23 protein-coding genes are annotated in these 25,828 nt (G+C 31.1%); 16 read left to right on the top strand and 7 right to left on the bottom strand.

The window, feature by feature from the left end; all coding sequences use genetic code 11:
• Window position 1 precedes the first annotated feature (1 nt).
• The 6 genes from ACJDUH_RS12485 to ACJDUH_RS12460 all read right to left on the bottom strand — a co-directional run bounded on the left by ACJDUH_RS12485 (window position 2) and on the right by ACJDUH_RS12460 (window position 6,664).
• Window positions 2-631: a hypothetical protein gene (locus ACJDUH_RS12485; protein ID WP_406765533.1), complete on the bottom strand. Its 630-nt coding sequence runs from the start codon at window positions 629-631 to the stop codon at window positions 2-4.
• Between the two features lie 122 nt (window positions 632-753).
• On the bottom strand, window positions 754-2,331 hold the full coding sequence (gene nagZ / locus ACJDUH_RS12480; protein WP_406765532.1) for a beta-N-acetylhexosaminidase: 1,578 nt from the start codon (window positions 2,329-2,331) through the stop codon (window positions 754-756).
• 33 nt (window positions 2,332-2,364) lie between these two features.
• Complete coding sequence (locus tag ACJDUH_RS12475; protein WP_406765531.1) at window positions 2,365-3,354, bottom strand: GNAT family N-acetyltransferase; 990 nt, start codon at window positions 3,352-3,354, stop codon at window positions 2,365-2,367.
• Window positions 3,355-3,376: 22 nt separating this feature from the next.
• Window positions 3,377-4,237 carry a carbohydrate ABC transporter permease gene (locus tag ACJDUH_RS12470; RefSeq protein ID WP_406765530.1) on the bottom strand — a complete coding sequence of 287 codons (861 nt, stop codon included), beginning with the start codon at window positions 4,235-4,237 and terminating at the stop codon, window positions 3,377-3,379.
• Between the two features lie 21 nt (window positions 4,238-4,258).
• Window positions 4,259-5,155, bottom strand: coding sequence for a carbohydrate ABC transporter permease (locus tag ACJDUH_RS12465; RefSeq protein ID WP_406765529.1), 897 nt, complete (start codon window positions 5,153-5,155; stop codon window positions 4,259-4,261).
• Window positions 5,156-5,248: 93 nt separating this feature from the next.
• Window positions 5,249-6,664, bottom strand: a complete 1,416-nt coding sequence (locus tag ACJDUH_RS12460) for an ABC transporter substrate-binding protein (RefSeq protein ID WP_406765528.1) — start codon at window positions 6,662-6,664, stop codon at window positions 5,249-5,251.
• A 244-nt stretch (window positions 6,665-6,908) separates the two neighbouring features.
• On the opposite strand from ACJDUH_RS12460, the gene ACJDUH_RS12455 reads away from it, so the two are divergent.
• The 3 genes from ACJDUH_RS12455 (at window position 6,909) to ACJDUH_RS12445 (ending at window position 9,805) form a co-directional block, all read left to right on the top strand.
• Entirely contained in the window at window positions 6,909-7,592 is a 684-nt protein-coding gene (locus tag ACJDUH_RS12455; protein WP_406765527.1) for a DUF624 domain-containing protein, read from the top strand.
• A gap of 159 nt (window positions 7,593-7,751) precedes the next feature.
• Complete coding sequence (gene murQ / locus ACJDUH_RS12450) at window positions 7,752-8,663, top strand: N-acetylmuramic acid 6-phosphate etherase (RefSeq protein WP_406765526.1); 912 nt, start codon at window positions 7,752-7,754, stop codon at window positions 8,661-8,663.
• Between the two features lie 293 nt (window positions 8,664-8,956).
• Window positions 8,957-9,805 carry a MurR/RpiR family transcriptional regulator gene (locus ACJDUH_RS12445; RefSeq protein WP_406765525.1) on the top strand — a complete coding sequence of 283 codons (849 nt, stop codon included), beginning with the start codon at window positions 8,957-8,959 and terminating at the stop codon, window positions 9,803-9,805.
• A 92-nt stretch (window positions 9,806-9,897) separates the two neighbouring features.
• Here the strand turns inward: ACJDUH_RS12445 and ACJDUH_RS12440 are convergent, their stop codons facing one another.
• Window positions 9,898-12,015 (bottom strand): choice-of-anchor J domain-containing protein, encoded by a 2,118-nt coding sequence (locus ACJDUH_RS12440; RefSeq protein ID WP_406765524.1) that lies wholly within the window; start codon window positions 12,013-12,015, stop codon window positions 9,898-9,900.
• Between the two features lie 627 nt (window positions 12,016-12,642).
• Here ACJDUH_RS12440 and ACJDUH_RS12435 point away from each other — a divergent pair.
• The 13 genes from ACJDUH_RS12435 to ACJDUH_RS12375 all read left to right on the top strand — a co-directional run bounded on the left by ACJDUH_RS12435 (window position 12,643) and on the right by ACJDUH_RS12375 (window position 25,774).
• Complete coding sequence (locus tag ACJDUH_RS12435) at window positions 12,643-13,230, top strand: sigma-70 family RNA polymerase sigma factor (protein ID WP_406765523.1); 588 nt, start codon at window positions 12,643-12,645, stop codon at window positions 13,228-13,230.
• A gap of 397 nt (window positions 13,231-13,627) precedes the next feature.
• Entirely contained in the window at window positions 13,628-14,350 is a 723-nt protein-coding gene (locus tag ACJDUH_RS12430) for a GntR family transcriptional regulator (RefSeq protein WP_406765522.1), read from the top strand.
• Window positions 14,351-14,435: 85 nt separating this feature from the next.
• Entirely contained in the window at window positions 14,436-15,038 is a 603-nt protein-coding gene (locus tag ACJDUH_RS12425; protein ID WP_406765521.1) for a sugar transferase, read from the top strand.
• Window positions 15,039-15,108: 70 nt separating this feature from the next.
• Complete coding sequence (locus tag ACJDUH_RS12420) at window positions 15,109-16,002, top strand: NAD-dependent epimerase/dehydratase family protein (RefSeq protein ID WP_406765520.1); 894 nt, start codon at window positions 15,109-15,111, stop codon at window positions 16,000-16,002.
• A 20-nt stretch (window positions 16,003-16,022) separates the two neighbouring features.
• Window positions 16,023-17,222 (top strand): glycosyltransferase family 4 protein, encoded by a 1,200-nt coding sequence (locus ACJDUH_RS12415; protein WP_406765519.1) that lies wholly within the window; start codon window positions 16,023-16,025, stop codon window positions 17,220-17,222.
• A 2-nt stretch (window positions 17,223-17,224) separates the two neighbouring features.
• On the top strand, window positions 17,225-18,277 hold the full coding sequence (locus ACJDUH_RS12410) for a polysaccharide biosynthesis protein (RefSeq protein WP_406765518.1): 1,053 nt from the start codon (window positions 17,225-17,227) through the stop codon (window positions 18,275-18,277).
• A 28-nt stretch (window positions 18,278-18,305) separates the two neighbouring features.
• Window positions 18,306-19,160: an SDR family oxidoreductase gene (locus ACJDUH_RS12405; RefSeq protein ID WP_406765517.1), complete on the top strand. Its 855-nt coding sequence runs from the start codon at window positions 18,306-18,308 to the stop codon at window positions 19,158-19,160.
• Window positions 19,161-19,175: 15 nt separating this feature from the next.
• Window positions 19,176-20,303: a non-hydrolyzing UDP-N-acetylglucosamine 2-epimerase gene (wecB, locus tag ACJDUH_RS12400; protein WP_406765516.1), complete on the top strand. Its 1,128-nt coding sequence runs from the start codon at window positions 19,176-19,178 to the stop codon at window positions 20,301-20,303.
• Window positions 20,300-21,310, top strand: coding sequence for a glycosyltransferase (locus ACJDUH_RS12395; RefSeq protein ID WP_406765515.1), 1,011 nt, complete (start codon window positions 20,300-20,302; stop codon window positions 21,308-21,310). Before wecB ends, ACJDUH_RS12395 begins: the two co-directional genes overlap by 4 nt.
• A gap of 542 nt (window positions 21,311-21,852) precedes the next feature.
• A complete protein-coding gene (locus ACJDUH_RS12390; protein ID WP_406765514.1) occupies window positions 21,853-21,972 on the top strand; it encodes a hypothetical protein in 120 nt (39 codons plus the stop codon).
• A 156-nt stretch (window positions 21,973-22,128) separates the two neighbouring features.
• On the top strand, window positions 22,129-23,130 hold the full coding sequence (locus ACJDUH_RS12385) for a glycosyltransferase (protein WP_406765513.1): 1,002 nt from the start codon (window positions 22,129-22,131) through the stop codon (window positions 23,128-23,130).
• Window positions 23,130-24,320 carry a glycosyltransferase gene (locus ACJDUH_RS12380; RefSeq protein ID WP_406765512.1) on the top strand — a complete coding sequence of 397 codons (1,191 nt, stop codon included), beginning with the start codon at window positions 23,130-23,132 and terminating at the stop codon, window positions 24,318-24,320. Before ACJDUH_RS12385 ends, ACJDUH_RS12380 begins: the two co-directional genes overlap by 1 nt.
• Window positions 24,320-25,774: an O-antigen polysaccharide polymerase Wzy family protein gene (locus ACJDUH_RS12375; RefSeq protein WP_406765511.1), complete on the top strand. Its 1,455-nt coding sequence runs from the start codon at window positions 24,320-24,322 to the stop codon at window positions 25,772-25,774. The genes ACJDUH_RS12380 and ACJDUH_RS12375 overlap by 1 nt, the downstream gene beginning before the upstream one ends.
• The last annotated feature ends 54 nt before the right edge of the window (window positions 25,775-25,828 follow it).

Here is a 25,828-nt window from a genome sequence, read left to right as displayed (position 1 = left end):
TTTACTGAAGCTTCAGTATCCAATTTATCACTTTTTCTGAGCTTTCCTTATTTTTGGTATTTACAACAATACCTATAACTTTGTCCTTTGTATCGTATCCGATTTTATCTAGAAGCTTATTGCCCTCAACACTAATGCCATACACTGAGGAATTTGCTCTAACTAGCTTATAGGCTTTATTAGCATTGTCAAGCTTCAAATCATCAAGTTTCAAAAATGTGTCCTCATTCATGTAGTTATTGAAATCATCCTTGTTCATAATTAAGATATCTACCTCTTTAGCTGCAATTTTCACAGACAGCTTCTCCACATCAGCAGGTTCTAGCTCCTTTAACTTGCCGCTGGAATCCTTAGATCTATATAATTCTACTAATGCAGAGGTTCTTTTATTAGCTTCAGGAACAAGCAGCTTAGTAATATCATTTTGAAAATTACTTACTTCTTGGCTTCTTGAATTGTCAAAGTAGCCTACCATACTAAGATTAATTATATATTTTTCTCTTGTTAAATATGAGCCTATTAATACTACTGCTGCTAAAACAGCAAAGATACAGGCAAATATATGCCATTTATAGTAGTACCAAATATTCTCCAGATTTTCTTTTGGAGGTAGATTCTTAATTTTTCCCAAGATAAAACCTCACTTTAGCAATGTTTTTTAAAGGTTGTCTAACAAATTTCAAAGCGGCATTTCTTATATGCACATATATATAAATATATAAATATATAAAAATATAAATATATTTATATTTATTATAGGCTTACTGGAAGCCTTCCTGTCCCTTGAATTTCGCCTTTTAAAAACTTTATAAGGCTGTTTAAGGAAATTGGAGTATATTCATATGCAGCCACGTAGCATGGAACAAAATTAAATGCTTTTAGGTCATATGGATTTCGCATAGAAATCACTATTAAATTTTTATTCTTCTCATAAATTTCGCTTACAAGTGCTGACTGCTCTTTATAAAGATGTGCATTATAGGTAAATACTATAACCTTATCAAAACTGCCTGCTATTTCTTTAATATGTGCAGTCTGCTCAGCTGTGGGCTTTATGTCTATAACTTCATTATAAAAGTTTTTAAAATTCTTTCCAATAACTTTGGCTATGCTTCTTTCAGATAAAGAATCATCGGCGCCTGTGGTAGATACTGCATTTGTTGAGATTGTTAACACCTTTTCTGTATTTTTAAGGGGGAGCATTTGCTCATTTTTTACAAGTGTAATACTTTGCTCACTTATTTTCTGTGAAAATTCCTTGTGAACTTCATTGTTTATTACATCTTCAATATCCCTAAAACTTGAATTCAAGAACTTGTCAACTTCCAAGGTATTCTTTAAGCTTATTATTCTGCTTACAGATTCATCTATTCTTTCCTCACTTATCCTACCACTTTTAACTGCTTCTAATAGATTATTATAGGCCTTAACCTGCTTCTCAAGAGTATGTGAAATAAAGATTAAGTCAACTCCGGCCTCAACTGCCATAACTGCAGCATTTTCCGTTCCAAAATAATTATCTATTGCCTTCATTTCCATACAGTCAGAAACTATTAATCCCTTAAACCCAAGTTCATTTCTTAAAAGCCCATTTAATACCTTCTTTGATAAGGTAGCAGGCAGGTCTTCACTTTCGTAGGCAGGGAAGATTACATGAGCGGTCATTATGGCATTAACACCGCTTTCAATTGCCTTCTTAAATGGATATAACTCAACCTCATTGAGCCTTACTTTATCATGAGGAACGCTGCTTAAAGCTAGGTGAGAGTCAGTACTTGTATCACCGTGACCAGGAAAATGCTTAGCAGTAGCTATTACTCCGGTTTCCTGAAGCCCTTTGATATAGGCAGTTCCCAGTGCAGCAACTCTTTTAGGATCTTCTCCATAGCTCCTTACACCTATTACTGGATTATCAGGATTATTATTTACATCTAAAACAGGGGCTATATTCATATTTATTCCTAAGGCCTTAAGTTCTTCACCAGAATAGCAGCCCTCATTATATGCATCCTCAGTGGTTCCACCGGCAGAAAGAGCCATATTTCCTGGGAAGAAGGTGGCTCCCTTTGGTATTCTTGTAACCATTCCGCCTTCCTGATCTATGGTTATGAATAGGGGAACATTGTTTTCTTTAATTGCCATTCTTTGAAGTTCCTTATTCATTTCAAATAACTGCTCTGCACTATTTATATTTCTTGAAAAATAAATTAAGTTTCCTATATGATATTCCTTAATAACCTTAGCCACATGTTCATCTATATAAGGTGATTCAAAACCTACAGCAAACAGCTGACCAATTTTTTGTTCTAATGACATAGCTTTTATATTCAAAATAAAGCCTCCCAGCTTAATAAATAATATAATTTATATCTTTTTATTCATAAGCACATAACTTTTCCAGGGCATAAAATTAAATATTTCGTAAAAATCTAAAAGATCCGTCCAATCAATACACATTTTACTTACTCCACGCTTCTTTTGAATGTCAATGCATTTCTGCAGCAGAGTAATTCCAAGTCCTAATTTTCTATAATCTTCATCAATTCCTATTGGTCCTAGTCCGCCGAAATTATTGCCCAGTAGTTCTCTCCAATAAATTCCCGGCCCTATTACCTTTGAATATTTATCAAAGATATGACTGAAGCCTACAACCTTATCCTCATTTTTATCTACTATAAGGACTAAATCTCTGTACTCCATATCATACTTAAGGTAAAGGCACATATCCCCATACCACCTGCCGGGAAAGGTCCTTTTGAAAAACTCCATTAAACTGGATAGATATTTATCAGTAAGAAAGCAAAATTCAAAGCGTTCATCTCTATTAAGCTTCAGACCACGTTTAAGGACTATTTCCTCTAGGTCTATATTACTTATGTCGCATACTAAATCGCTTTCTATATTTTCTTCTATAAAGCCTTTTTTCTTAAAAAAGGCTACAGATTGTATATACTCAGTTGGGGCACCTGGAAAGAAATGAAAGGTATCCCTTCCAATGGACAGAGTCTCTACTCCTTCATTTTTAAGCTCAGCTTCGCATAAGCTTAATAGCTTGCCACCAATCCCTTGACTTCTGTATTTATAATCTACAACAATAGAGTTAACATTACCCTTATTTTTAGAAGGGGGCAGGAGCCCTAAGGGGGAAACTTGCCGCTTGTATATAATAAAGGCTGCCAGCTCCTCTCCATTAAATGCACCTAGAATATATTGAAGATTATAATTCTTATCCATTTCCAAATTGCCATAGAATAGTTTTTCATCCATGGGAAAAAGAATTCCCAGGTTTCTATTCCACAATTCTATTACCTTAGGATATTCTTTCTCAGCTATTTTCCTATAACATAACTCCATTTTCATAATCCTTCTCTCTCTATTAACCTTTAACAGCACCAACAACTACGCCTTCAAGGAAGTACTTTTGCAGGCTGAAGAATAATACAAACATAGGAAGTGCTGATATGGTCGCTCCTGCCATCATAGGTGCCAAATAAGTTGTGTTGGCGAAACGGAAGCTCTTAAGTCCTACCTGAATAGTCTGCATTGCAGTTTGACTAGTAACTAGGAAAGGCCAGAAGAAGGAATTCCAACTACCCATAAAGGTAAGTATAGCCATTACAGCTAAAATAGTCTTTGAAATAGGTGCTATTATTTTGGTATATATTTGAAATTGATTGCAGCCTTCGATTTTTGCACTTTCAATAATCTCATAAGGTATAGATGACATAAACTGCTTTGTCAAAAAGATATTATACACTGTACATAAGTCAGGAAGGACCAAAGCAGCATAGGTATTTGACAGCTTGAACACATTAACTACAAGTATATACAGCGGAACCTGTACAACCTGATAGGGTATCATCATAGAGCAAAGGAGGAGATAAAATAATGCATTTCGACCTTTAAAATTTATTTTAGAAAATGCATAGCCTGCCATTCCTGCAAATACAACATTTGAAAGGGTTACAAGGCTGGCAACAACTAAAGAGTTTATAAGCCATCTGATGGAATCTGGGCTAAACTCAAAAAAGAACTTATAGGAAGCCAGTGTAAATTTTTGTGGCAGAAGGCTCATAGCTGCAGCGCCTGCTTCTACAGGATCTGCAAAAGAAGAGATAATCATAAAATATATTGGGAAAATAGTAAATAAAGCAAATATCAATAAAACAATTATTGATGCGGATCTGTTTAAAATAAATCTGGACTTATTTTTCTTGTAGGAACTGTATAGTGACATTTATGGTAACCTCCCTTTCCATTAAAATTGCACATCACTGCCAAGAAATTTAAACTGTATTATAGAAATAATTACAATAATAAACGCCAATACTAAGGACTGAGCTGCCGCTACTCCAAATTTTGAATACACAAAGGCATTATTAAATATTAATAATCCAACCATTGTGGTAGCATTATCTGGTCCGCCTCCTGTCATCATGTAGGCATTCATAAATACCTGGAAGGAACCTATAATACCTGTAACCAAGAGAAACAAAGTTGTTGGCTTAACAAGGGGTATTACTATATATCTTAATTTATTTAGGAAGGTTGCTCCATCTAAATCAGCGGCTTCAAAATAACTGTCAGGTATGCCAAGCAATGCAGCAATGTATATAATGATACTTGTCCCATGGCTTGAAAGCCAAGTCATTATAAGCAAGGATAACATGGCGGTCTTGCTTGATCCAAGCCAATTTTGGTTTGTAGCTCCAAATAATTCTAAAATTTTATTAAATAAACCCTCAGGCAGGGGATCATAAATCCATAGCCACACAACTGATAAGGCTACCCCCGATGCTATTGCTGGAAGATAAAAAACAGCTTTGAAAACGGTCTGAAGCCATTTTTTAAAAGGGTATATTAATATGGCTATAATAAAGGAAATACCGAGGGATACTGGTACTGAGCAAACAGTGTAAACAACTGTATTTATTATTGATTTACCAAATAGGGCATCTGTAAATAAGCTTTTATAATTATCTAGACCAATCCACTCAGGACCTAGGGGTCTATACTTTTGAAAGCTTATAATAAATGCACTAATTACCGGATACAGTGTAAACATGCAGAACACTATTAATGCAACAATTATAAATATATAGCCCCAAATGCCGTCTCCTTTTACTCTTTTCTTTTTTTTGATTGAAGTATCCATAGTGCCTCCTATTTATCGCATTTATATATTTTAATTTTCACTTAGTAAAAATATATCCCACCTAATAAATTAGGTGAGATATATTAAAATTTGTTAGTCCTTAACTATGCCGTTATCACCAAATGCTTGAACTGCTGCAGCTTTAACTGCATCATACATTTGCTGTGGCGTAATCTCTCCTGCAAGCAGTGCTTGGAATTTTGGAACTATAACTGTGTTTTCAATTTGTATATTCTTATCACCTAACTCTGAAGGAATGTCAGGACGAGCTTCTACAGCTTGTTTTAATAAAGTTTCTACTGCAGCAGCATTCTCTGCACTTCTAGCAACTGTCATGCTCTTTGCAGCTTCTGCAGAACTCTTAGTAATTTGAGCTACAAATAAGTCATTATTTGTTTGTGCTGCAACCTTGCCTGATGACAAGAAGTAAGCTGCTTTAGCTACGTTTTGTAAATGTTCCTCAGTTGGAGCTTTCTTGCCCTGAAATGCTACATATCCATCTACTGCTGGTGAAGCCTGCTGCTTATTATCTCCAAAAGTAGGAACTGGAAGAACTACATAATCTACCTTGATACTGTCTTTTACAGCACTTGTGTCTTTGGCATCAAGTTTCTTATTATTTGTATTAGCAGAGTTTTCAAATACAGCAAGTCCTTTACCAGTAATCATTGTTTGACCAGTTAAGAACATGTTCCAACGCATACCTGCTGTAACTGAGCTTAATTCCTTTGGCATTGAACCATCATCTATTAATGTTCTTATTCCCTGTAGAACCTGTAAGTAATTCTTGCTGGTATAAGCATATTTCAAATCTTTAGTAAATGGAGATGGCATTCCAGCTTCTTTTACTAGTATGTTTAAATAGTCTTTTGCTGCAACTCCAGAACATGCAAATACAAAACCATAACGGGAGGTTTTGCTGCCGCTCTTTACTACACCTTTTTTAATAGCTTCTCTGAATTGATCAAAGGTCCAGCCATTTTTCTGAATGGACTTCCAATCTATTCCTGCAGCCTCTAAGTACTGTTTATTTCCTCCTAAAGCGTGAATTTCCATATATGCTGGGAAGCCGTAAAGCCCTTTCCCATTTTTCATATAGGCTAAAGGACCAGGTTCAAAGTCATTAATCATATCAGTGGTGGCATACTTGCTTATATCAACAAGTTCACCTGTTTGAACATATTTAGATATACCATCTGATCCAATAAATGCAATATCTGGAGGAGTGCCAGCGTTAACTTGAACATCCAGCTTTTGGGTCATATCTTCCCAGCTTGCGGACTCAATTTTAAGCGTTAGGTTTGGATACTTAGCATGGAAATCAGCTTCCATCTGAGAAAAGTTCTTTTGATAATTTGGAGAAACTGGTGGAAGAAGAGCTGTAATAGTGTCTTCTTTAGTTGAGCTTCCTGCTGAAGTTTGGTTAGTTTTGCTCTGGCATCCTACAAAAGTAGAAGCAACGATTGCAGAACACATTGCCAATGCCATGATTTTCTTCACGTTTTTCATAATATCCCCCTCTATTTTTATTATTTTATAATTGAAAACGTAAACATTTAGGTCAATGTCAACGTTTTATATTATACGAACTTGAGCGACTTTTCTAAAATTTCATTATAGTATAATAATATACCTTCTAAATCTTTTTTTCAATAATTTATTTAAATCTTGTAAGAAAATTTCATTAAATTTTCTGTATTTTTTAAAAACTTATATTATAATTAAATCATGTTTATATAGAGAGGTGCATTGTATGGCAAAAGAAGATTTTATTGATAACAAACTTTATACTATTACAGGTTATATTTGGTATTTTATTGCGGGTGCTTTTTTATTTTCAATATGTAGTATTTTTTTAATTTTAACAGTACTAGTTTATGGGGATAACCTTTTTACTGATGGAATAATATTTTTTGTAATTTCTCTCTCCTTAGAAGGCCCCGCCGTTACTGCCTTATTAAGTGTCATGGGAAGATTGATTAGGGAGAAGGAGATTGCTATAGTAAAAGATTACTTTAGAGACTATAAAAACAACTTTCTGCAAGCTTTAAGTATATCCCTTGTTTTATCAATGCTTCTAGCCTTTGTATCCCATGATTTATCTATCATAAGATCAAGTAATAGTACAAGTACAATTATGAGGCCTTTATTATTTACAAGTTTATTTATTCCAATAATCATTAGCCTGTACGTGTTTCCTATAATATCCCGATTTTACATAAGCTTAAAAGATGCAGTTAAGCTTTCTATTTATTACTCAGTTAAGAATTTTAAGATAACTATACTTATAATATCCGTACTTATTTTGGAGTATCTTTTGATGAATTTGATTAGTGTCTTTACCGCATTTATTTTGTCTAGTCTGATATGCTATATAGTTATGTATTATGAAAAAGAGGTACTAAAAGAAATAGAAGGAAAAATTAAACACAACTAGAACCAAATTAAGTTACAAATTTTAAAGGTATATTTTAAGAACAATTAGTGAAATTAAATTTATATATAATTAAAATATATTGAAATGGAATTTCAGAAATGTTAATATATTTGTAAGATTAAATATATTTGCAACATTAAATTATATAGAGGTGGCAAAATGAAAAGGACTAATTTAGATAACCTAGTTACTGAAAAGGTTAATCAATCTACCAGTAATATAGACAAGGTTTCAACTCTGGAAATGGTAGCAATGATAAATACTGAGGATAAAAAGGTTGCCTTCGCAGTAGAAAATGAGTTACCCAAAATAGCAGAGGCTGTTGACGCTATAGTACAAGCCTTTGAAAATGGGGGCAGGCTCATATATGTAGGAGCAGGTACTAGCGGAAGATTAGGAATACTTGATGCAGTAGAATGCCCACCAACTTATGGTGTTTCATATGAAATGGTACATGGCATAATTGCAGGAGGAAAGGAAGCAATTTTTAAAGCAAAAGAAGGAGCAGAGGATAACCTAGAGCTTTGCAAAGAGGATTTAACAAACATTGAGTTCACTAAGAAGGATGTAGTAGTTGGACTAGCAGCTAGCGGCAGAACACCCTATGTCATTGGAGGACTTAATTATGCTAATAGTGTTGGAGCAGTTACAATAGGTGTAACCTGCAATCCGGACTCTGAAATATCAAAAATAGCGAAAATTTCTATAGCTCCTGTGGTTGGTCCAGAAGTAGTATCCGGATCCACAAGAATGAAATCAGGCACAGCACAAAAAATGGTACTTAATATGCTTACTACTGGTTCTATGATAAAGCTCGGCAAGGTGTACAATAATCTTATGGTAGATGTAAAGGCAAGTAATGAAAAACTAGTAGAAAGAGCCATAAGGCTTGTAATTGAGGCAACTGGTGCAGGTAGAGAAGAAGCTGAGAGGGTTTTAACAGAAAATGAATTAAATGTAAAGCTTACCATTATGATTATTAAATCTGGACTTTCGAAAGAAGAAGCTTCTAAGCTGCTTTCTATTAATAAAGGCTTTATATCAAAAGCTTTGGAAAATATAAAGTATTAAGATCTAATATTTTACATATTGAGTGTAAACCTTTAAGTCTTCCTTATTGGGAGACTTTATATATTTAAAAGTTATTTACATAGCTTTATATTTCAGAGGCAAAATATGATATAATTATAATTAATTTACTATAATAAATGAAGAAAAAACCTTAAGTATCTAGGGACTGAAATAAGTTCGAACATCTCTTTGCACTGAAAGTTAAAGACGTTATTAGGAGGATAAAACAAGAGGAATCTTTCTGCTAAATAAATTGGAGATGAGGGTAGGTTTAAATTTAAAGGAGAGAGAATATGAATTGTTCACTAATAATTAAGCAGAGTTATGAAAATATGACTGAATCAGAAAAGAAAATTGCTGAATATATCTTAAATAATACTAGCAAAATATATCAGCTTTCAGCCTATGAACTGGCTTCGCTAACAGGAACAAGTGGAGCAAGCGTCATAAGATTTGTTCGTAAAATAGGATTTAAGGGTTTTCCAGAGTTTAAGATTGCTCTTGCGAAAGATGATGTTCAAGAAAGAAATGAAGAAGTTGATTATGATTATATAGATACGAAAGATACCATTAAAGAGGTTATTATTAAAACAGGTAGGAAAAATATAAAATCAATAGAAGACACACTTGAATTGTTAGATGAAAAAGAAGTTAAAGAAGCAGTGGCAGCTATACAAAAGGCGAAAAATATATACCTTTTTGGATTAGGGTCTTCTGCACTAACAGCAATGGATTTTCAATCAAAGCTTTTAAGAATAAATAGAAACGCTCATATGCATCTTGACAGCCATATGCAGCTGTCAATGGCAGCACTTATCGAACCTAAGGATGTAGCTATAGCAATCTCTTTCACCGGCAAGACGAAAGAAGTTTATAAAGCCATATCAAAAGCAAAAGAAAAAGGGGCAAAATGTATTTCTATAACAAAATACGGAACAAACCCCATAAGCGAAGTTGCAGATATTAATTTTAAGGTTCCTAGTATTGAAAAGGATTTGAGAATCGGGGCAATATCATCTAGAATAGCTCAGCTAACACTGGTTGATATACTATTTATTGGAGTAGCAAAAAACGATTTTTCAAGGGTTGATAGATACTTAAAGGAAACCAGGCTAATGGTTGAAGAATTGAAATTAAAGTAGCAAATAAAACATGAAGTTAGTACAGTTTATGTACTAACTTCATGTTTTTATTTAATAGAAAAATTATATATCTAGGGTATAATTTTATTAGCTTACTTAACTTTCACAAATTTATTTTTTTGAATTAATTCATAACTATAATCTACAGGCGAAGTTACACCAATAGGTGCAGCATACCAAACCAGCATATAGTTATTTCCACTGCTTAGGAAGCTCTGAATTTCAGCAGCATCCTGCTCAGTAACATTAATTGGGTTAAGAGTTTTTACCTGATAATGCTGAGGCTCGGTTCCCTTGTTTGTATACTTTTCATTAACAAAGGTTACCATATAATCTACATGTCTGCCTAATACCTTATCTAAGCTTTCAAAACCGCTTAGGCTGCTTCCGTTATTTGTATAACCAATTTCAGGTATTGCTATATTTTTAATATACCAGCCTGGATTTTTGAAGATGCCGTTTCCGTTGCTTCCCCAATCTGTCATATATCTAAAGCTGATATAAATTTTCTTTCCAGCGTATGGAGTAAGATCAAAGGTTTCAGTAGTCCAGTCTTTTGCAACACCTGTAAGCCCTGGCATATTTGCTTTGATAGTTGGATAGCCTTCATCTACCACATCAGATCTAGTATTTTCATTACTTAGACTCTTCCAAGTTGCACCGTTATCTGTTGAAACTTGTACTGCACCAAAGTCCCATTGTTCTTCTATATCGTATTTAGTATCAAATTTTAAGGTAGCTGCTTGTTTCCCTGTTAGATCTGCAGAAAAGATTAGTTTATTATCCATTTCATCTCCTACATTACCCCAAAGCACCTTGCTTCCGGCACTAGAAGGATCATCTGCAACCTTCCAAGGAACTCCAAGAAAATCTATTCCATTAAATTTAATATCCTTTATGTTCTTGGTATCATTAAGTTTAATATAATCTGCTCCCCAAGCAGGTACACCAGGTTTTTCATATTTTAAGGCGCTGTCATAGTTTACTTTAAGATCAATACTGTCAAAGTTATAAATACCATTTCCAGGATTCTTGCTGTCTACTGAAAGTGCTACAGTAAATCTTCTGAAGAGTTCGTTAAAATCGATTCCTGTATTGTATTGTTTCAATATTTTATTTACACTTGCAATTCCATGATCCTTGTCTTTTGCCAAGCTCTGAATAAAATTCTTACCAAAGTGGTCATTTAAATATAATTGAAGCAAATATGCTTGACCGTAGTCTGCTAAGGTTTCTGGACCAGTTGGATAGCTGTAGTACTCATCCCAGCTTACCAGTGAATTTTCTGGATGATCTAGGAAGTAGTTTATATGACCCATTGGCTGTCCAAAGCCGCAGAGATATTCTGCAAAGTCTGCCATACCTTCATTTATCCAGGTTTCTTCTGCAGGATCGTTATCTGCATGAATAAGATGCTGGAATTCATGAGCAAGAGTAGGTAGGAACGTATTATCAAGTCTAGTTGCCCAATTGTTAGTATCAATAGTTATAATATTTCTGTCTGTATATTTTTCAATAGTTCCCCAATAAAAGCCTGCAACAAAAAATGGATAGGTGGGATCATAATAATTTTCATCTCTTACATTATCAACAAGAATTATTACCCTTTCAGTGCCATCTATCGGCTTGTAATAATCCTTTGGAAGTCCAGCAAGACCTGGAAGTGTGGCATTTACACCAGTATGTGAATCAGGAGTTCCAAAGAATTCTGTATCCTTTTGATAAATATCGTTATCAAAGGTGTCGCGAACCTTATCCACCTGCTCTTGAGTAATAACAGGAGTTGGTCTAGTATCTCCAACTGGATATGCTATGTTATTTGCAACCCAAACTTCACATTTGTCTCCAATAGATTTCAAGGTAAAGGTCTTAAGATAAACCTTACCTGTTGCAGAGTTATTTGCAGGGAAAGTCATTTGTGTTCCAAGGGCAGCAGCACTATTGCCATTAACAGCAGCAGCTTTTGTAGTTACTCCATTTGCCTTAATTTCTGCTGCAGATTGTTTAAGCTGTTCATCAAACTTTGCTTGTGCATCTGCACTAGAATCCATAGCACGGAGCTTTGGACCTATATCCATTGTATCTCCGTATCTAGCAGCGTTCCAGCTGTCTGAAGCTGTCTTAGCTATTACAGGCTTCTTGATACCTGCGAGTGTAGCCACAGTAGTAACAGCCAGCATTAAAGCCAGCACTTTTTTGTTAAACCTCATTTAAAAACCCCCTCATTATCATTTCGAATAATGGATGACCATTTATCATTACTATAGATATTTTGTATTAATGTTTTTTAGAACAATTAATATTAAAGATAGGCATAATAAAATTAAAAATATAACATTTTAGAAATCTGTAAAACTTTGTAAATTTCGCATATTATTAAGTATACCTATATTTTTAGACATTTAATAAGATAATTTGAGGTTTTATGAAGTATTCAGACAGCACAATATTTAACTTTTTCCAAATAATGTAAATGTTACTTATATGGAATCTATTTAACATAAAATCTTATTTAATGCATTACGGAATATACTGGCTATGAAATCAATTCAGATATATTAATGGTTTGCATTAATAATAAACTAAAATATATGAATAAAAAATGAACTAAAATAATAATTAATAAAAGTTATTGACAAAGGATAAATTTGGACATTATAATATACATTACATGGAAAGTATAAATATTTCCATATATGTAATATAAAGTAATACAGTGTGAGGAAAAACAGAAATGAGGTGAAAAATGAAAGCTTTGTTTAATGGGGAAAAGAATGAGAATTTAGTAGAAATAAATATGAATAGTTATATTAAAATTTTAATAGGGGGATATACTAATGAATCATCACGAAATCGAAACTTGTGTTATTAAAGCAAAGACTGGAAATACAGAGGCTCTACTGGAGCTTATTGAGCAGTATAAGCCTTTTATTTTTAAGACCGCCAAGGATTACAATATTAAAGGCTTTGACGTATATGATCTTGCTCAAATTGGCTATATAACCTTAATAAACTGTGCAGAAAAATATAAGATAGGCTCTCACACCTTTAGTTCCTATGCTTTTAATGCAATTAAAAATGCTTTTAGATATGCAGCTAGGCAAAATAATAAATACTCGGAGGAATATAGCCTTAATGCACCTGTCCAAAATGATGATTTTGAAAGCAGTGAATATGTAGAATGTATAGCTTCTACAGAGAATATAGAAGAAAAACTAATAAAACTTGAAGTTAATAAAAGACTTAAAAGCGCAATAGCTTCACTTTCAGAAGCTGAGTTAGAATTTGTCATAATGGTATATTTCTGTAATGCAACAGTAAAAACCTATGCTGAGAAGAAAGGATTAAGCTATATACAGGCAATTAGATTTAAGAATAAGATTTTGGAGAAACTATTATATAAAATGAGGACAAACCCTATTTAGAAATTATAATTTACATAAAGTAAGCTCAATGGATTTATATGGAAGAATATAATACAATAAAGTTTGATTAAAAAGAAAGCCACAGCTTTCTTTTTTCATATTTAAAATGTTTTTATGGCATATATACAAACTATATGTTTTATATAGGGATTTTTTATGAAAGTAACAAAAACTTGACGTAAAGTGTTATATTTTGTGATAAATTGACAATCAAAATATTTGTGAAATACAGAAAAATTTGATATATTATACATATGCCGGTAAGAAAATTATGTTGAAATAACTAGTTTTTTCAATAGTAGCCAATAAAACTAATAAATTGTCAATAATATGTAGAATGATATGCTTAAAAATGGTATACTCTTGTATAGACAAGTATACATTAGAGGTGAATGAATTGTTAAATAGGAAAAGCTTCATGCCCTATTATTTGCAAATTTATTATGAGCTGGTAAATAAAATCGAGGCAATGGTGTACAAACCTAATGATCTGCTGCCTTCAGAAAATGAATTAGTAGAGGAATATGGGGTTACAAGAGTAACTATTAGAAATTCCATTAAGAAGTTAAAGGATGAAGGCAGAATTAGAACAGAAAAAGGCAAGGGCTCCTATGTTAATCCGCCAAAGCTTATACAAAACTTAGACAAAATATATAGCCTTGCCAGAGACTTTAATGAAGAGGGCCATGAAATAAAAAGTGAACTTATTGAGGTTCACACTGAGCTTTGCGATGAAACAATCGGAAAACACCTTCAGTTAATGTCTAATGAACAAGTAATTGTAATAAAAATTCTTAGAAAAATAAATGATATACCAGTAGTAATACAAGCCTCTTACTTACCAATGAATATCGTTCCGGGACTTACAGCTTCTGATATGGATAAATGTGCTATTTACAATTTACTGGAAGATAAATATAACATAAAGCTTGTAAAGGCTACAGAATATTTTGATCCTGTAATAGCTGATGAATATAGTTCAGAGTTGCTTAAGGTGGATACAGGTACGCCTTTATTTTTGACGGAAAGAATTACATATACAGAAGGCAGGAAGCCTATAGAATTTAGAAGATGCGTAGTAAGAAGCGATAAATTTAGGTTTTCTGTGGAGCTTAGTTAATAAACTAATGCTAATAAAAAATGAAGCTTAATCAGCAATGTCATAAGGATTAAAGACATAATTTAATTGGGGGGAAGGAAAATTTATGAGGAGGGTTCTTGATATTGTATCAAGTTTAAGTTTATTGATTGTCTTATCTCCAGTTTTTTTAATAATCGGATTAATAATTAAATTGGATTCAAAGGGTCCAGTATTTTTTACCCAAATGAGGATCGGCAAGGATAATGTACTATTTAAATTTTATAAGTTTAGAACCATGAAGGTAGGCACGCCCAATGTGGCAACTGAAAAGTTTGATACTACAAAGGGTTATATTACATTCTTTGGAAAGATATTAAGAAAATCAAGCCTAGATGAACTGCCACAATTAATAAATATTTTAAAAGGGGACATGACCTTTGTTGGCCCTAGACCAGCACTTTTTAATCAATATGAATTGAAAGTACTTAGAACAAAGACAGGAGTACATAGATTGCTTCCAGGAGTTACTGGCTGGGCTCAGGTAAATGGAAGAGATAAATTAAGTGATGAAATTAAGACATATTTTGATGTAGAATATTTGAAAAATAGATCAATTTTATTTGATTTTAAGATATTAGTTAAAACTGTGTTTAAAGTTTTAAAAGCTGATGGAATTTTAGAGGGTGGAAAAAAACGAATTGTTGAGGATAAAAAAGCGAGTATGTAGGGGTAAGTGGTAGTTGAGAGGCTACCATTTGTAATGTGAAATAGAAATTATTATGGGATGAGGTGAAAAGATGTTATTAATTACAGGAATTACGGGATATAGCGGAAAATACTTTCTGCAAGAACTTATAAAAAATAAATATGAAGATAATATCCGCTGCATCGTTAGAGACACATCTGATACCTCAATGTTAGATAGTAGTGGACTTAGAATAGAGAAGATTATTGGAGACTTAACTGACCAGGAGCTTATGAACAGAGCGATGGTAGGAGTAGACACGGTAGTTCATATAGGTTCAATTTTTTACTCAATTGTTGTGATGAAATCAGCAGTATTAAACAATGTCAAAAGAGCAATATTTATTCATACGACTGGAATTTATTCTAAGTATAAAAGTGCATCTGAAGAGTATAAGAATATTGAAATGAAGATACAAGAAATTATTAAAGAGAACAATTCCCAAATAGGACTTATTTACTTAAGACCAACAATGATATATGGCTATTTAAATGATAGAAATATGATTGTATTTATAAAGATGGTTGATAAGCTTAGACTTTTTCCAGTTATTTCACATGGAAAGAATTTATTACAACCAGTGAACGGAAAAGATCTTGGAAAAGCTTATTATCAGGTATTAAGCAATTCAGAAATTATGAGTGGAGATTATATTTTATCTGGTAAAAGACCAATCTCAATGCTAGAAATGTTTAAATTAATTAGTAAAAACTTAAATAAGAAGACAACATTTATTAGTATACCTTTAAGGCTAGGAGTCTTTATGGGAAGATTTCTTAAGGTATGTACATTTGGCAAAGTAGATTATATAGAAAAAATTCAGAGAATGGGAGAAGACAGAAGTTTCCCTCATGATGCAGCTGAAAGAGACTTTGGATATAGACCCATACTATTTGAAGAGGGACTAAAAATAGAAGTTGAAGATTATTTAATAAATAAAAAATAATATGTGGGAGTCTACATTTAATGAAGATATTAGTTGTATGTCAGTATTACTTTCCAGAACAATTTAGAATCAATGATATATGTGAACAATTGGTGCAAAATGGTCATTCAGTGACTGTACTGACAGGCTTACCAAACTATCCAGCTGGAAATATTCCAGATGAATATAGATGGTGTAGAAAGAGAAAAGAAAATATTAATGGAGTTGAAATATTCCGTTGTTTTGAAATAGGTAGAAGAAAAGGTGCTGTTGGGATGGCATTAAATTATATGAGTTATATGCTATCAGCTTCTTTAAGAGCATTATTTTTAAAAAAGGATTTTGATATTTTATTTGCATATCAACTTTCCCCTGTGACAATGGTACTCCCAGCAGTAATTATGAAAAAACGTTCAATGAAGCCATTATATTTATATTGCTGTGATATTTGGCCTGAATCAATAAAAAACATTATATCAGATGAAAACAATTTTGTTTATAGAATGGTTAAGAAATTCAGTAGATATCTTTATTCTAAGTGCGATGCTATAACTGTTACTTCAAAACCTTTTATTAAGTATTTCAATCAAGTACACTCAATACCAATTAATAGGATTTCATATATTCCTCAGCATGCTGAAGATATTTATCTAAAGATGGATTTTGCACCAAGTGATGATATAACTGACTTTGTATTTATGGGGAATATTGGAATAGCTCAGGATATTAAGTGTATCTTAGATGCAACTGAAAAAATCAAGCATATACCTAAGTTTAAAGTACATTTTGTAGGCGATGGATCTTATTTGGAAACTAGCAAGTCAATTGTTAAAAATAAGGGACTTGAGAATATTGTTGTTTTTCATGGAAGGCATCCATTAAATGAGATGCCTGAATTTTACAAGTTAGCAGATGTATGCCTTTTAACTTTAAAGGCAGATAATATGGTTGGTTTAACAATGCCTTCAAAGTTACAGGGTTATATGGCAGCAGGGAAAGCAGTAATAGGAGCAATTAATGGTGCTGCTCAAGATGTTATTAATGAGTCCAAATGTGGTGTTTGCGTTAATGCTAGTGATTATAAAGCTTTGGCAGAGGCTATGAAAGACTTTATAGATAATTCTTATAAATATAAGGAATGTGGCGAAAATGGTAGAAGATATTTTATTAATCATTTCACCAAAGAAAAGTATATAATAAAACTTCAAAATGAGTTGAATATGTTGGTGGAGGCTAGATAGATATGTTTAAGGGGAAAACTTTGCTAATAACAGGTGGTACTGGAAGTTTTGGAAATGCAGTACTTAACCGTTTTTTAAATACAGATATTGGAGAAATTCGTATTTTTTCTAGAGATGAAAAAAAACAAGATGATATGAGAAAACTGTATAAAAATGATAAAATCAAATTTTATATTGGTGATGTAAGGGATTTAGCTTCTATAAAAAATGCTATGCACGGAGTAGATTATATATTTCATGCAGCTGCATTAAAACAAGTTCCTTCCTGTGAATTCTTTCCACTTGAAGCTGTTAGAACAAATATACTTGGAACGGATAATGTAATTACAGCTGCTATAGAATATGGTGTAAAAAAAGTAATATGTTTGTCAACTGATAAAGCAGCTTATCCAATAAATGCAATGGGAATATCAAAAGCCATGATGGAAAAGGTATTTGTAGCTAAGTCAAGAACTGTATCTCCAAACAAAACTGTAATTTGTGGTACAAGGTATGGTAACGTTATGGCATCTCGTGGTTCAGTTATTCCACTTTTTGTAGAGCAAATAAAAAATAGACAACCACTAACTGTGACAAATCCAGATATGACTAGATTTTTAATGAGTTTAGATGATGCAGTAGAGCTTGTAATATTTGCATTTCAAAATGCCGAGTCTGGGGATATCATGGTTCAAAAGTCACCTGCTTCAACAATTGGAGATTTAGCAGAAGCAATAAAGGAATTATTTAATTCAGATAATGAAATTAAGATAATAGGTACTCGTCATGGAGAAAAGCTTTATGAAACCTTATTAACAAGAGAAGAATATCTTCATGCAGAAGATATGGGAAGGTTCTTTAGGGTTCCAGCTGATAAAAGAGATTTGAACTATGATAAGTACTTTGAAATAGGAAATGAAAACTTATCGATAGAGAAAGAATATAATTCACATAACACAAGGATTTTAAATATTGAACAGATTAAAGAAAAATTATTAGAACTTGAATATATAAGACAAGAATTAGAGATGTGGCATTCTATGAAAGAAGCTGCTATTACTAAAGAAGAATTTTAATAAGATAAGTGAAAGGTAGGAATAATAGATGAAATTTCTTATATTAGGTGCTACTGGTATGGCAGGGCATACTATTTCAATATATTTACATGAACAAGGTCATGATGTAACAACTTTTTCAAGAGATCCTTTTCTTTACTGCAATAATATAACTGGAGATGCTATGGATAAGGCTTTTATAACATCAATGTTGAAAAAAGTAGACTATGATGTGGTTATTAATTGTATTGGTGTATTAAACCAAGAGTGTGATAGAGCTCCATCAAAAGCCGTATATCTTAATAGCTATTTACCACACTTAATTGCGGACTTACTTAATGAAACAAAATCTAAATTAATTCACATGAGTACAGATTGTGTATTTTCTGGTAAGGATGGTACTTATAATGAGGATAGTTTCCCAGATGGTGATTCTCTTTATGATAGGACTAAGGCATTGGGGGAAATAAAAGATAATAAAAACTTAACCTTTAGAAATTCAATTGTTGGCCCTGATATGAAAGAAAATGGGATAGGACTATTTAACTGGTTTATGAAGCAAAATGGCAATATAAATGGATATTCGAAAGCTATATGGACAGGAGTTACAACTTTATCACTAGCTAAAGCTATGGAAAGAGCTGCATTAGAAAATCTAAAAGGTATATATAATCTTGTAAATAACGAAAACATAAGCAAATTTGATTTGCTTGGTTTATTTAATCAACATTTAAGGGATGGGAATATTATTATTTCACCAAGTGATGCTGTTAATTTAAATAAATCTCTTGTTAATAATCGAAAAGGTTTTTCATTCAAAGTACCTAGTTATGAACAAATGGTTATAGAGATGAAAGAATGGATTTATAATCATAAAGAGTTATATCCACATTATTTTAAATAAAGAGGAGTGACATTGTTGAGTAAGTTAAAATTGATGACAATAGTTGGGACTCGTCCAGAGATTATTAAATTATCAGAAATTATTAAGAAATGCGATAAATACTTTGAACATATATTGGTACATACAGGTCAAAACTATGATTACACATTAAATGGAGTATTTTTTGAAGAATTAGGTCTTAGAGCTCCAGATTATTATCTTGGGATTGTAGGTGATAATCTTGGACAAACTATGGGAAATGTTATATCTAAGTCTTATGAATTAATAACTGAAGTAAAGCCAGATGCTATACTTGTACTTGGGGATACTAACTCATGTCTCAGTGTAATATCCGCTAAGAGATTGAAAATTCCAATATTCCATATGGAAGCAGGTAATAGATGTTTTGATGAGAATTTACCGGAAGAAATTAATAGAAGAATTGTTGATCATACAAGCGATGTAAATTTATGCTATACAGAACATGCAAGACGATATCTAAATTATGAGGGCGTTTCAAGAGAAAGAACATATGTGGTTGGTTCACCTATGGCTGAGGTTCTTACAGCAAATATTGAAAAGATAAAAAGTAGCAAAATACTAGAAACCTTAGGGTTAGAAAAAGGGAAATATATTCTTCTTTCAGCACATCGTGAAGAAAATATTGATATTGAAGAAAACTTTTTGGAATTGATGAATGCCGTTAATTCAATGGCTGAAAATTTTAATATACCTGTTATATACAGCACTCATCCAAGGAGTAAGAAGTTTATAGAGCAACGTAATTTTAAGTTTCATCCCAATGTAAGAAGTGTAAAACCTTTTGGGTTTGCAGATTATAATAAATTACAACTTAATGCATTATGTGTAGTATCAGATAGTGGAACTATACCAGAGGAAGCATCCTATTTTAAATTTCCTGCAGTATCTATAAGAACTAGTACAGAAAGGCCAGAGGCATTAGATAAGGGAAATTTTATTATTGGTAGTATTACAAAAGAGCAGGTATTGCAAGCAGTAGATTTGGCTGTAGGCATGAATAGAAATATTGATTTAGGTGTAGATGTACCTAATTATGTTGATGAGAATGTAAGTGTTAAAGTTGTTAAAATTATTCAGAGCTATACTGGAATTGTTAATAGAATGGTGTGGAGGAAATCATGAAAATAATGGTTTTTGATGTAGCGGCTGAAACAGTTGGTGCCTTATCGGTATTAAATGATTTTTACAATGATTTTAAAGCTGACGTAGAAAATGAGTATATATTTATTGTAAGTAAGCCAAAGTTACGAGAAATGGAAAACATAAAGGTACTGCGGTATCCGTGGATTAAAAAGAGCTGGTTACATCGTCTTTATTTTGATAATTTTATTGCGCCTAAATTGATACAAGTGCACAAAGTAGACGAAGTACTTTCATTACAAAATGTTATTATCCCCAATACTAAAGTTAAGCAAAAAGTTTATGTACATAATTCGCTACCGTTTGTAGAGTATAGGTTTACTTTCACTGAGAACAGGCTACTTTGGGTATATCAAAATATATTGAGTAAAATAATGTTTTATTCGATGAAGAAAGCTAACAAAGTAATAGTCCAAACTGAATGGATGAAGAAAGCATGTATAGAAAAGATAAAAATAAAATCAGAAAAGGTAGAGGTTATGCCACCAAAAATTAATATTGAAGTAAAGAAATATTTTAAACATACAAAAGAAAGTTTATCTACTTTTTTTTATCCTGCAAGTGGTTTTGATTTTAAAAATCATAAAATTTTTATTAATACTTGTTTAGAACTGAAAGCATTAGGAATAGATAATTATAGGATTATATTAACATTAGATGGAAGAGAAAATGAAGTTATATCAGATTTATTTGAACAGGTAAAATTACATAAATTACCTATAGACTTTATTGGAAATATATCAAGAGAAAAAGTATATGATTATTATTCAGAATCTGTATTGATATTTCCATCGTATATTGAAAGTTCACCATTACCGTTAACAGAAGCAAAAATGCATGGAACTCCAATATTGTGTTCGGATTGTGCATTTTCGCATGAAATATTGGATGATTATGAGAAAGTAAGATTTTTTAATCCATTTAAATATGAAGAACTAGCAAATGAAATAAAACAGATTATAGATAGCAATATACATAGGGTAAATTAAAAAAATTTCAATGAGATCTAGCATTACTGTCTTTTCTGAAAGCTAGTCATTTATATTGATTTAATAAAAAACTTTCTGCTATTAATACATGCAAAAATATCATAATATGGAAGTATAATTTGATGAAAAAATTAGTTTACATTGCTCAAGTTGAAATGCGAAATAATCAATATAATGGTGTATTAAAAAATATTAAATCAATATCATATTTTTAGAACATATTTTGTTACATTATAATTGCTTATTCAGGTAATGATATATGTGTTTACCATGAAGATGATATAAAAATAATATCAGATAAATAGTCTAAAATGCATCGTTGATATAAATTATTTCACTACGCATACGATTTATAAAAGAGCAGGAAGCAGAATGGTGCTGTATTAGATACTGTGATTCAGATTACTATTTCTTAAAATTAGTTAAGAGATTAAAATTGTGATATAAGAATAAGATCATAGTTGAAATACTAACATATGGTGTACAAGCCTAATGAGCAGCTGCTAGCTGAAAATTAATTAGTGGAGTAATATGGTGTTAATATGGGCACGCCTTTGTTTTTAACAGAAAGAATCACATATACAGAAGGCAAGAAACCCATAGAATTTAGGAGATGTGTAGTAAGAATTGATAAATTTAGGTTTCCTGTGGAACTTAACTAAAGAGTTAGTTTAAATAAAGTAAGACAAACTCAAGCTACGATGTATATCAGATAATAAAAATGTTAATGACTTTAGTTTAGGAGTGTTGAATAAATGTATGTTTTTTTCTTTTATTTATCTAAATATTATGGGGGTGCGGAAAGACGATTATTTAGAGTGTTTAATAAAATTGCAGAAGATGGGTTAGACTTTGACTTGTTAATTATCGGTGATAGAAATATAGTAGAAGAATTTATAAAAAGTAATGTTGATAAATGCTATTTAAAAGTAGTAGTTTGTAAGAACGTACTGCAAGCTATTAAGATTATTTTTAAAAGAAAATACAGGGTAATATGTTTTACTGATTCTCGTCTATTATATCTTCCCATCTTATTAATAAGTATGGTTACAAGAACTAAAAGACTAATGATAATTGCATCTATAAAATTGTCTGAACTTGAATTTGAAAATTATATAGCAAAATTAGTATTTAATTTCACAATAAAGATATCTAAACATATTGATGTCCTTTATCCTTCAAAAGTACCGATGTTAAGGAAAGTATATCCAAATAAGAAATTTACAACAACACCTAATTCTTTTACAGACTTAAACAAATTTATTCCTAATGAAAAGAAAAATATAATTTCTTTTGTTTCAAGACTAGTAAAAGATAAAAATGCAAAACTTTTTTTAGAGAGTATTGTGTTATGCAAAGAAATAATAAGGGAAAGAAAATATAAAGTTTACTTGTGTGGTAATGGTCCAGAATTCAGTAACTTGCTTAAATATGTAGAAGATAAGAATATTTCCGATATTGTAGAGTTGAAAGGATATATTAACCCTAAAGATATTTTGCCTTTTTCAAGAATATTTATGTCTCTTCAAATTAATGAAAATTATCCATCTCAGTCACTATTAGAAGCAATTTCAAGTGGATGTTATATAGTGGCTTCTAACAAAGGTGATACAAAGTGTATTGTTAAAGAACAATTTGGTAAGTTGGTAGAATTAAATGAAAAAAGTATTTCAAAATCAATTATTGATTATATAGAAAGTAGTGACAATAATAAAGAGTTGGTAATACAACAAGCCCGAGATTTTGCAATAAAGAATTTCGATATTTCTATTTCGTATAAATATTTTAAAAATATTCTATTGAATTTAGGAGAGAAATGATGAATGTATTATATCTCACTTCGATGTATCCTGTTAGTTCAAATTATAATGGAGGTATATTTATTACACAAAGAGTAAAGGCATTGAATAAATTAGGAATAAAGGTAATACCGGTTGCAATTATTCAAAAGGATACTACAATTTATCATCTTTTTAAAAAATATATTTTCAAAAGTAATAATATATATGATTTCATAAATTATGGAGAAGAAGAATATGTTCAAGATGATATAAAATACAATGTTGTATACTATAAAGTCGGGATAATAACTAAAATAGTAAATTATATTTTAGGAGATTCTTATATTACGAAGAAGATTGCTAAAAGTGTTTCTAAAAGTAATTACTATTTTGATATTATACATGCTCATTGGTTACATAGAACAGGAAGTGTAGCTAGAATAATTGGTTTGAAGAGTCAAAAGCCTTATTTTGTAACATGTCATGGAAGTGATGTTAATTACATCCTGAATAATAAAAAAATTCGCTATCAAGCAATTAGAACCTTGCACGAAGCTACAGAGGTCGAATTTGTGAGTAAAAAACTATTACATACTGCACAGAAGTACGGTTATAAGGGTAATAATTATGAGATTATACCAAATGGAATTTGGATAGATAAATTTATTAGAGTTCATAAGAAAAATACTAATAATACTATAAAAAAAATAGGTTTTGTTGGGAATCTTATTGATGTTAAAAGAGCTGATAAACTTGGAAAAATAATAAGCAATATAGTTAATGGATATGAAAAAGAAATCGAGATTATTATTGTAGGTTCAGGTAAATATGAAGAACAGTTAAAAGTTGAATTAAAACATTATAATGTTAAGTTTTATGGAAGTGTAAATTATTCAATAATACCAGATATTATGAGCCAGCTTGATTTATTAATACTTCCAAGTAGAAATGAGGGATGGCCATGCGTTGTTTTGGAAGCTCATATTTGCGGCGTTCCAGTTATAGGTAGTGATAGGGGTGGGATTCCAGAGGCCATCAATAATAATGATTTCATTGTAAATGAAGATATTAACTTTGAAGAACGCTTTTCTAGTAGAGTTATTCAATATTTAAACAATCAAATATTTGTAGATAAAAATCAATTAATTAATAGAGCAAAAGAATTTGATTGGACTTTACTACAGAAAAAATCATGCGAAAATTATAACCGAGGAGTAAAATGTTACTAATGAAAAAACTTCTTAAAACAACAAGATATTTATTAATATTTGCTTCTATATATTTAGTGATCCTTGGAAGTGTTTATAATATAGAAAATATAATATTAATTTCGATATTATCACTATTCATTTCTAATATGATATATAGCATTGAAAATATTAAAGATAGAATAGTATATTTTACTTTTAATTGTACATTTTTTGTTTTTGAAATTGGCTTGATGTTTGTAAACTTTATAAATGGAACTAGGCTACTTGAGTTTTCAGATGATATCATTTTGCATACTCTTTTAACTTTATATTTAAGTCTATTTTTTATAAATGTTGGTGTATTAATTATTGAATTTTGGAATAAGCAAAAGTATACTAATCAAATAATTATTTATGAAGAAGTAAATTGGCTATTAGTTGTCAGGAGAGTATGCTTAATTTTTTTCTTTGTTTTATTTCCATTTAAAATGCTTTTTATACTAGAAAGAGTAAAATTTGTTATGGAACATAGCTATATATCATATTATCTTGATTTTCAAAGTAATTTACCTTATTTGTTTATAAAATTTAATGATATGTGTAATGTTTCTTTTTATGCCTTTTTATGTACAAAACCTAGAAAAAAGGAAGTTATTATTCCAATATTGCTATCATTAATTGCTTCAGTAATTAGTTTGTTTTCAGGTCAAAGAAATATATTTGTATTAGATATATTAGTAATTTTAATTTATATAGTTATTAGAAACTTTTTAGATGATAAGAAATATGAGATTTGGATAAAGAAAAGATCAGTTTTGATACTATTAGTTATTCTACCTTGTTTTACAATCGCAATGAATTCATTATCTTATATTAGAAATAAACAGACATTTCAATATCAAGGTGCAGGTAGCTCCATTGAAGAATTTTTGAAAAATCAAGGGTTGAGTGTAAATATAATATCTTATGGTAAGGAAATGAAAAATCAAATTCCTAATAATGGATTATATACTTTAAATCCTATAATGTTATTCTTAAAAAACAATGTATTTTCTAAATTATTATTTAATTTTCAGATATATAAACCTCAAACAATTGAAATGGCATTAAATGGTACAAGTTTTGCTAATACGATAACATACATGATAAGTCCTACTGCATATTTATCAGGATATGGTGCTGGTACTAACTATGTAGCAGAATTATATCAAGATTATGGGTATTTTGGGGTTGTTATTTTTAACATAATTGTAGGAATAATATTAATCAAATTTGCTGAACTTTTTACAAATATTTCTTGGTGGAAAAGTACACTTACATTGTTACTTATTAGAAATATATTATATATACCTCGAAATGAGACATTATCCTTTATTATGGTAGGGTGGAATATTATAAATTTACTAACTCTTCTATTAATATATTTTATATCTAAACTCTATTATAGAAAGAAATATAATAAGAAATTTGTTTGTACGCAAGATATTGACTAATTTCTTATTTGCCATTGTTTGATTTTTAAAGATATTATTTTACTAGAGTATACG

The organism is Candidatus Clostridium radicumherbarum, from assembly GCF_045310525.1.
Classification (GTDB): domain Bacteria; phylum Bacillota; class Clostridia; order Clostridiales; family Clostridiaceae; genus Clostridium_AT; species Clostridium_AT radicumherbarum.
Note: the sequence above shows the minus strand (reverse complement) of the source record. Positions and strands in the feature narration are given on the sequence as shown.